7 protein-coding genes are annotated in these 7,835 nt (G+C 59.0%); 5 read left to right on the top strand and 2 right to left on the bottom strand.

The window, feature by feature from the left end; all coding sequences use genetic code 11:
• Nucleotides 1–150 precede the first annotated feature (150 nt).
• Nucleotides 151–639: a DUF3015 domain-containing protein gene (locus AC1DVH_RS23355; RefSeq protein ID WP_007970900.1), complete on the bottom strand. Its 489-nt coding sequence runs from the start codon at nt 637–639 to the stop codon at nt 151–153.
• 254 nt (nt 640–893) lie between these two features.
• Between AC1DVH_RS23355 and AC1DVH_RS23350 the strand changes: the two genes are divergently transcribed.
• The gene (locus AC1DVH_RS23350; protein ID WP_477755806.1) at nt 894–3,332 is read left to right on the top strand and encodes a Lon protease family protein; all 2,439 of its coding nucleotides are present in this window, start codon (nt 894–896) and stop codon (nt 3,330–3,332) included.
• Between the two features lie 320 nt (nt 3,333–3,652).
• A complete protein-coding gene (locus AC1DVH_RS23345) occupies nt 3,653–3,994 on the top strand; it encodes a PA4575 family protein (protein WP_477755805.1) in 342 nt (113 codons plus the stop codon).
• A gap of 6 nt (nt 3,995–4,000) precedes the next feature.
• Here the strand turns inward: AC1DVH_RS23345 and AC1DVH_RS23340 are convergent, their stop codons facing one another.
• The gene (locus AC1DVH_RS23340) at nt 4,001–5,830 is read right to left on the bottom strand and encodes a hypothetical protein (protein ID WP_477755804.1); all 1,830 of its coding nucleotides are present in this window, start codon (nt 5,828–5,830) and stop codon (nt 4,001–4,003) included.
• Nucleotides 5,831–6,000: 170 nt separating this feature from the next.
• Between AC1DVH_RS23340 and AC1DVH_RS23335 the strand changes: the two genes are divergently transcribed.
• From AC1DVH_RS23335 to AC1DVH_RS23325, 3 genes are all read left to right on the top strand, one after another.
• The gene (locus tag AC1DVH_RS23335) at nt 6,001–6,489 is read left to right on the top strand and encodes a TIGR00645 family protein (RefSeq protein ID WP_108216418.1); all 489 of its coding nucleotides are present in this window, start codon (nt 6,001–6,003) and stop codon (nt 6,487–6,489) included.
• 148 nt (nt 6,490–6,637) lie between these two features.
• Entirely contained in the window at nt 6,638–6,928 is a 291-nt protein-coding gene (locus AC1DVH_RS23330) for a DUF6482 family protein (RefSeq protein ID WP_477755803.1), read from the top strand.
• Between the two features lie 121 nt (nt 6,929–7,049).
• Nucleotides 7,050–7,667 carry an FKBP-type peptidyl-prolyl cis-trans isomerase gene (locus AC1DVH_RS23325; RefSeq protein ID WP_477755802.1) on the top strand — a complete coding sequence of 206 codons (618 nt, stop codon included), beginning with the start codon at nt 7,050–7,052 and terminating at the stop codon, nt 7,665–7,667.
• The last annotated feature ends 168 nt before the right edge of the window (nt 7,668–7,835 follow it).

The following is a 7,835-nucleotide window of genomic DNA, read 5'->3' as shown; positions in this document are numbered from 1 at the left end:
CGCGTGTCTACCGGATAAACACGGCGCCTTTGAAACCATCGCTGCGATGCGGCGACCCGACAAGCCAGCTCCTACAGTCAGCGACATCCAAAGGTGGTCGCGTCCAAAAAACAAAACCCGCTTCCCGAAAGAAGCGGGGGCGAGTGGAGCTTATGCCTGGGTCGCGTACTTGGCCAGACGAGGGTCGGCTTTGAGCACGGCCAGGGTATTGGTATGCACGTCTTCGGCAGTCACGTCAGCCTTGCTGAAGATCTGCTGGAAGTGCTCGTGAGTGACGGCGGCGAAGTGCGCACGGTCTTCCGGCGCCACGCCCAGTACCACGGCATAGGTGGTCAGCGCTTCGCCCTGACCTTTGGCCATGTCTTCGGACAGCTCGTTCATCATGCCATTCATGGCAAACCAGGATTTACCGCCATAGGTCAGCGACGCGTTGGTTGCGCAACCGTTGGTACCGGAGGTCATGCCGAAGGTTGCGTTGCCGGAGGTGCCGTTGGTGGTGGATGCCAGGAAGTGGGCCGGAGTACCACGCTGACCTTCGAACAGCATGTTGCCCCAACCGCAATCCGGGCCGCCCGGCGCCTGAGCCATGGCGTTGATGGATACGGCGGTGAAGAGAGTACCGAGAAGAATCCGTTTCATAGCTTTGTTCTCTTTATGTGCCTACCAATGGACAAGTGGGCCGGTCATTAGTCCAGCCGCGCAGTCTGGAGTTTAGGCACGATCACGGGGCTCCGTGATTTTTTGCAAAAGACTCATGGGAAACCGTGGCGCAAGCCCGGCCCGCCTGGGGTTGGCGGATTGACGATGCTCAGGCCTGCGGCGCTCCTTGCCAGTCGGGTATGGGCGGCGCCAGAATGCTGCCATCTGCCCCGCCTGATTGTTAAGGAAGCCCGATGCCTGATCCTGTTGCTGCCAGCTTGCGTCTAGCGCCCGAAGCGCTGACCCGTCCGTTTTCCGCTGAACAGTTCAGCTTCTCTACCACCAATGATCTGGAGCCCTTTCGCGGTGTGCTTGGCCAGGAACGTGCGGTCGAAGCCTTGCAGTTCGGTGTGGCCATGCCACGCCCCGGTTACAACGTATTCGTCATGGGCGAGCCCGGCACTGGCCGGTTCTCGTTCGTCAAACGCTATCTCAAGGCCGAAGGCAAGCGCCTGCAGACCCCGGCGGACTGGGTCTATGTCAACAATTTCGATGAGCCGCGCGAACCACGTGCCCTGGAATTGCCGTCGGGCACTGCCGGTAACTTCATTGGAGATATCAACGGTCTGATCGACAACCTGCTGGCGACGTTTCCGGCAGTCTTCGAGCATCCGTCCTACCAACAGAAGAAAAGCGCCATCGACCGCGCCTTCAACCAGCGCTACGACAAGGCCCTGGACGTCATCGAGCGTCTGGCCCTGGAAAAGGACGTCGCGCTCTACCGCGACGCCAGCAATATCGCCTTCACCCCAATGGGCGATGGCAAGGCGTTGGACGAAGCTGAATTCGCACAACTGCCGGAAGCCGAGCGCGAGCGCTTTCACGAGGATATTTCGGTACTGGAGGAGCGCCTGAACGAAGAGCTCGCCAGCCTGCCGCAATGGAAGCGCGAATCGAGCAACCAACTGCGTCATCTGAACGAGGAAACCATCACCCTGGCCTTGCAGCCGTTGCTGTCGCCGTTGTCGGAGAAATACGCCGAGAACGCTGCGGTGTGCGGTTATCTGCAAGCCATGCAGGTGTATTTGCTCAAGACGGTGGTCGAGCAACTGGTGGACGACAGCAAGACCGATGCCGTCGCCCGCAAGCTGCTGGAAGAGCAATACGCACCGAGCCTGGTGGTTGGTCATTCGGCCAGCGGCGGTGCGCCGGTGGTGTTCGAGCCGCACCCGACCTATGAAAACCTCTTCGGTCGCATTGAATACAGCACCGATCAGGGCGCGCTGTACACCACTTACCGCCAACTGCGGCCGGGTGCTTTGCACCGGGCCAATGGCGGTTTCCTGATCCTTGAAGCGGACAAGATGCTCAGCGAGCCATTCGTGTGGGATGCGCTCAAACGCGCCCTGCAATCGCGCAAGCTGAAAATGGAGTCGCCGCTGGGTGAGCTGGGCCGTCTGGCCACCGTGACCCTGACACCGCAACACATTCCGTTGCAGGTCAAAGTCGTCATCATTGGTGCCCGTCAGCTGTATTACACGCTGCAAGACCTCGATCCGGACTTCCAGGAAATGTTCCGCGTCCTGGTGGATTTCGATGAAGACATCCCGATGGTCGACGAGAGCCTGGAGCAGTTCGCCCAGTTGCTCAAAACCCGTACTTCCGAAGAAGGCATGGCACCGCTGACCGCCGATGCGGTGGCCCGCCTGGCAACCTACAGTGCGCGTCTGGCCGAGCACCAGGGGCGCTTGTCGGCGCGTATCGGTGACTTGTTCCAACTGGTCAGCGAGGCGGACTTCATCCGCCATCTGGCCGGTGATGAAATGACCGACGCCGGGCACATTGAACGGGCACTCAAAGCCAAGGCCACGCGGACCGGGCGGGTTTCGGCGCGGATTCTCGACGACATGCTGGCCGGGATCATCCTGATCGACACCGCGGGCGCGGCAGTCGGCAAGTGCAACGGCCTGACCGTGCTGGAAGTCGGCGATTCGGCCTTTGGTATACCGGCGCGGATTTCCGCCACGGTGTACCCGGGCGGCAGCGGCATTGTCGACATCGAGCGCGAGGTCAACCTCGGCCAGCCGATCCACTCCAAAGGCGTGATGATCCTTACCGGTTATCTGGGCAGTCGTTACGCCCAGGAGTTTCCGCTGGCGATTTCCGCGAGTATCGCCCTGGAGCAATCCTACGGTTATGTCGATGGCGACAGTGCTTCCCTGGGCGAGGCCTGCACCCTGATCTCGGCCTTGTCGAAAACCCCGCTCAAGCAATGCTTTGCCATCACCGGTTCGATCAACCAGTTCGGCGAAGTGCAGGCGGTCGGCGGAGTCAACGAGAAGATCGAGGGCTTCTTCCGTCTGTGCGAGGCCCGCGGGTTGACCGGCGAGCAGGGGGCAATCATTCCTCACGCCAACGTCGCCACGCTGATGCTCGACGAGAAGGTGCTGGCGGCGGTACGTGCGGGGCAATTCCATGTCTACGCGGTCCGTCAGGCCGACGAAGCCTTGAGTTTGCTGGTTGGCGAGCCAGCCGGCGAGCCGGACGAGAATGGCGAATTCCCTGAAGGCAGCGTGAACGCACGGGTCGTGGAGCGCCTACGGGTTATCGCGGAAATGATCAGCGAAGATGATCTGAAGGAAGCCGAGAAGGAGTTGGCGCAAGAGGCGTTGGCGGAAACAAAGCCAGCTTGATACCTGTTTGAGTCTGGCTCACCTCGGTACTGTGGGAGCGAGCCTGCTCGCGATGAGGGACTGACATTCAACCCATATGTTGACTGAAGGTCCGCCATCGCGAGCAGGCTCGCTCCCACGGTTTTTTGTGGTGAATGTCGAAAAGCGTCATCGAAATGACGTCAACATTCACGCGGTGACCATTCGGCGCCTTTCGGTATCGCACTGCCTGCAAGCCAGACTTTTCTTCTATTCTCAGCTCAGGGATGTCGACAGTAATCACAGGATCGAAACAGCCTTCACATGGGGGCTGAATACCGGATCTACCGAGGGTCGCCGCCATGTCGCGCAACCTCTGCCTTACCCGTCAATGCCTGGGCCTTGAGACCCGTATCGAGTGTGCCATCCGTCCGTTGGCGGGAGATACGGGCATGTGGACTCTGCTGTTCGCCGCCGGAATGGCCGGTGAACAACCTTCGGCTATCAAGGCCCAAGGCCCGTTTCACGGTCCGTTCGTCGCTGAATCAATCCTCGACACCATCGTTGAAAGCCTGACCTTGCACGGCTACGAGTTGGCCAACGATCCGCAAATCTGGTGCTTGCACCTGCAAGCCCAACTGCGGGAAATCAACGGTGGTCGCTGCCGAAACATGGGCGGCTTCGAGTTTCACCCCGAGTACTGATTCGCACTATTGATCAAGGCGCGTCATGTCGGCCTTGTCGAGTTTGACCTCGAAACCATACTGCACGGTGGCGAGGTCAGTGCGCTGATAGGTTTCCAGGCGCGTAGGCTGTCCGTAGAAGTAATGCACGGCAAACTGCGCCGGCCCTTGTGCGCTCGCGCCATGGCTGACCGATAGAATCTCCTTCAAGTAATTGCCGGTGTCGTCCTTGGCGAAAAAGCGCCAGTCCTGGGCGGGAAACTGCTTCAAATCAACCACCAGAGCATTGGCTTTAAGCTCGAGGCCTTTGGGCAGTTGGCGGGCGTCGACGGTTTTTTGCTCGACGGTGGCCAGGAACAGCGGCATCGAGCCCACCGCATAGGCCGGCGTTTGCGGAAACAGATTCAGATCGTAGGTAATGGTGCCGCGCAGGGGATCGATCTGGTACGCCTCGGGCGGCAACTCGATCGGCTCGTCGCGTTTGCCACTCGCGTCTTCGGTAAAGAAACTCACCGGACTTTCACCGGGGTTGAACGATGTGCCGAGCAGTTCATCGTTGAAGCTGCGCAGATGAGTGAGTTCGATTCGCGCAGCACTGGGGTCATCGACCGACTGACTGATGCTGACGTTCTTTTTCAGTTGATCCTCGCTCAGCGTTGCCCCTTTGAGCCAACCGGGCGCCTGGTCGTCATAGACCACCACGGGCAGGTTCAAGGGCTGGATGGTCTTGTCCGTGGTCTCGGCATCGAAGTGCCGGACCGGCAGGTCGAGGCTCTTGCGGGTGACCGTGACGGCGGAAAAATCCAGCATGCTGACTTCGAGGGTTTCGATCGTCCCGTTGAAGTACACCTTCGAATAATGTCGAGTCTGCCGTTTCTCAAAGTTGCGCTGTTCTTCGTCGAGCTGTTTTTCCAGGGCCTCGCTCCAGCTTTTTTGCTGCTGCATCTTGGCCAGCTGCTGCTGATAGAACGCAATTTGTACCGCGGTTTCGTTGATTGAGCCGGCGCGCGAGATGAATTGCCCGGTGCTGTCCGTGGCCTGGACGATCAGTGGGTTCAGCGGTGTTTCTCTGACTTCGGGGGCTAGCGGTGCGCTGTTGTTGTATTCGATTTCCGCGTAGTTGTTCGTCAGTGTGAGCAGGGTGACGCTCATGTTGTCATTGGTGCGGGTCTGGCCTATGTCCTTTTTCGTCAGGTCGAAGCTGTAGAGGCGGCGTGGCGCGATGACCTCGACTTTGCCCTGCAGGCTCACTGGTTGCGGTTGCTGTTTTCTGTCGATGTCGAGGCCTTCGATGAAGGGGTAGGCCACAGTCAGGTCATCGGGGGTGGTCAGGTTGGAACTCGATGGGCTGAGTTGAATGCCGGGGTCGGTTTCTGACCATTCCGGCTGGAATGGGATCACTCGTTTATTGCTTAGTGTGACCGACTGCCATTCCAGGCCATGGGGAAACAAAAACGCGGCAGGAACGCTGAAAGTGAAGGGAAACACCGGTTGCAGATCGGTCAGATAGTCGGAACTGGAGTCTTTTTGCAGCACGAACAACCCGTTGATGTAGGCGTCGACCAGGGCCTGCGGGGTCGGGTAGTGCTTGAGCATGGCGAGGGCGTCTTCGCCGTATTCGGTTTCCACCGGTTTACTCTCGAGCTTGAGTTGCGCGCGCTCGAGCAGCAGCAGTGAGCCGCCCAGCTCCGACACGGCATCCTTGAGCTTCGGATCCTGGATGGCGTCCAGCGACTTTTCGAATTGCGCGGTTTTTTCTTCGAGGCTGACCTGGCGTTTCTCATCGCTGGGCGAGCAGCCGCTTAGAAGCAGCGCCATGCAAATTCCGGCACTCGTCAAAGGCAATCGCACATCCATTTCCAGTCTTCCTGTCCGATATCACTGAGCGGTCAATGATTTGGACACTAGCAGAAAAACTTTGATACACAGGCGCAGGTGGCGGATTTTTCGACGGTTTCTGGCTGCTTCTGGGTATAGACGGGCGGCTGGTATACTCGCGGCCATTTTCAGCCCACATGTGAGATTCAATGGAACGCTTTATCGAAAATACAATGTACGCCTCGCGCTGGCTGCTGGCGCCGATCTATTTCGGCCTGTCCCTCGGGTTGCTGGCGCTGGCGCTGAAATTCTTCCAGGAAGTCTCCCACGTCATCCCGAACGTGTTTTCGATGGCCGAATCGGACTTGATCCTGGTGCTGTTGTCGCTGATCGACATGGCGCTGGTGGGCGGTTTGCTGGTGATGGTGATGATTTCCGGCTACGAGAACTTCGTCTCACAGCTGGACATCGACGACTCCAAGGAAAAGCTCAACTGGCTGGGCACCATGGACTCTTCGTCGCTGAAAATGAAGGTGGCGGCGTCGATCGTGGCAATCTCGTCCATTCACCTGCTGCGTATCTTCATGGACGCCAAGAATGTCGATCCKGAACATCTGCAGTGGTACGTGATCATCCACATGACCTTCGTGGTTTCGGCATTCGCCATGGGTTACCTGGATAAACTCACCAAGCACTGATCCACACCGGCTCCCTTTGTGGCGAGCGAGCTCCCTCGCCACAACCTCCTGCGATAACAGACAAACGGTCTGGCCAGTGGCTTGTGCTTTGATGCGCCGAGGCCTATCCCTGTAAGTATGTTGGCTCGCCACTGCGTGAGGTGCGTTCATGACCCTGAATGAGTTGAATGCGTATGCCATCGCCGGAAAGGTCGATGAGCTGAACCTGATCTCCATGGAGGGGGGCATTTACCTGCTGGAGGCACGGATGCATGGCGCGGCGTACCCCCTGAGCGATACGCACGGCCAGATGATGAGCCTGCGTTCGGTGGAGCATGCCCGTGATGTGCTGCGCTCCTTTCCCAAGTTGCACTTCAACCTTGTGCACACGGTCGTGCATGACGAAATGTGCGGGCTGGTTGCCGACGTGGAAGAAAACCTGAAGGTGCCGATCGCCTGAGGTCCCTCATCAATGGCATGACATCTGTGCTAGTCTGCTGGCCCTTTTGGTTCCGGGCGCTCCGGGACGCGCTGTGCACGCATGGCAAGTTCCCGAGCCGTCCGCACAGCGGAGCAGTGTCATGTCCGAAGTAAATCTGTCCACCGACGAAACCCGCGTCAGCTACGGTATTGGCCGTCAGTTGGGCGACCAACTGCGCGACAACCCGCCACCGGGCGTCAGCCTGGACGCGATCCTGGCTGGCCTGACCGACGCATTCGCCGGCAAGCCAAGCCGTGTGGGTCAGGAAGAAATGTCCGCCAGCTTCAAAGTCATCCGCGAAATCATGCAGGCCGAAGCTGCAGCCAAGGCTGAAGCGGCTGCTGGCGAAGGCCTGGCTTTCCTGGCTGAAAACGCCAAGCGTGACGGCATCACCACTCTGGCTTCCGGTCTGCAGTTCGAAGTGCTGACCGCTGGCGAAGGCGTCAAGCCATCCCGTGAAGACTCTGTGCGTACTCACTACCACGGCACCCTGATTGATGGCACTGTGTTCGACAGCTCCTACGAGCGCGGCGAGCCTGCAGAATTTCCGGTTGGCGGCGTGATCGCCGGCTGGACCGAAGCCCTGCAACTGATGAGCGCCGGCAGCAAATGGCGCCTGTACGTGCCGAGCGAACTGGCATACGGCGCTCAAGGCGTTGGCAGCATCCCGCCGCACAGCGTACTGGTGTTCGACGTCGAACTGCTCGACGTTCTGTAATACCCGCTGATTACCTGTAGGAGCGAGCCTGCTCGCGAAAAACTCAAAGACACCGCGTTCATTCAGAATGGCCACGTTATCGTTGACGCCCATCGCGAGCAAGCTCGCTCCTACAGATATCCCTTAGTGCGTACGCGCGACCGCGAACTCACTCAGTTCAACCAGTGC

Source organism: Pseudomonas sp. P4_C3 (assembly GCF_056402075.1).
The sequence above is the reverse complement of the archived record's forward strand: the minus strand, read 5'-3'. Positions and strand labels throughout refer to the sequence as shown.

Excerpts from the sequence above, each read along its gene's own strand:
- AC1DVH_RS23355 (WP_007970900.1), bottom strand. The coding sequence starts at position 639 with ATGAAACGGATTCTTCTCGGTACTCTCTTCACCGCCGTATCCATCAAC.
- AC1DVH_RS23350 (WP_477755806.1), top strand. The coding sequence starts at position 894 with ATGCCTGATCCTGTTGCTGCCAGCTTGCGTCTAGCGCCCGAAGCGCTG.
- AC1DVH_RS23345 (WP_477755805.1), top strand. The coding sequence starts at position 3,653 with ATGTCGCGCAACCTCTGCCTTACCCGTCAATGCCTGGGCCTTGAGACC.
- AC1DVH_RS23340 (WP_477755804.1), bottom strand. The coding sequence starts at position 5,830 with ATGGATGTGCGATTGCCTTTGACGAGTGCCGGAATTTGCATGGCGCTG.
- AC1DVH_RS23330 (WP_477755803.1), top strand. The coding sequence starts at position 6,638 with ATGACCCTGAATGAGTTGAATGCGTATGCCATCGCCGGAAAGGTCGAT.
- AC1DVH_RS23325 (WP_477755802.1), top strand. The coding sequence starts at position 7,050 with ATGTCCGAAGTAAATCTGTCCACCGACGAAACCCGCGTCAGCTACGGT.